Source organism: Pantoea sp. USMM079, from assembly GCF_037153115.1.
GTDB classification, from domain to species: Bacteria; Pseudomonadota; Gammaproteobacteria; order Enterobacterales; family Enterobacteriaceae; genus Pantoea; species Pantoea communis.
In genome coordinates, this window is record NZ_JBBCKX010000090.1 from 1 (window position 1) to 228 (window position 228).

1 rRNA gene is annotated in these 228 nt (G+C 53.5%); it reads left to right on the top strand.

The window, feature by feature from the left end:
* A 23S ribosomal RNA gene (locus WFP70_RS26655) occupies window positions 1-228 on the top strand; the annotation flags it as partial.

Genomic DNA, 228 nt, shown 5'->3' on the forward strand with positions numbered 1-228 from the left:
CCCCAGTAGCGGCGAGCGAACGGGGAGCAGCCCAGAACCTGAATCAGTTTGTGCATTAGTGGAAGCGTCTGGAAAGTCGCAGGGTACAGGGTGATACTCCCGTACACAAAAGTGCATTTACTGTGAGTTCGAAGAGTAGGGCGGGACACGTGGTATCCTGTCTGAATATGGGGGGACCATCCTCCAAGGCTAAATACTCCTGACTGACCGATAGTGAACCAGTACCGT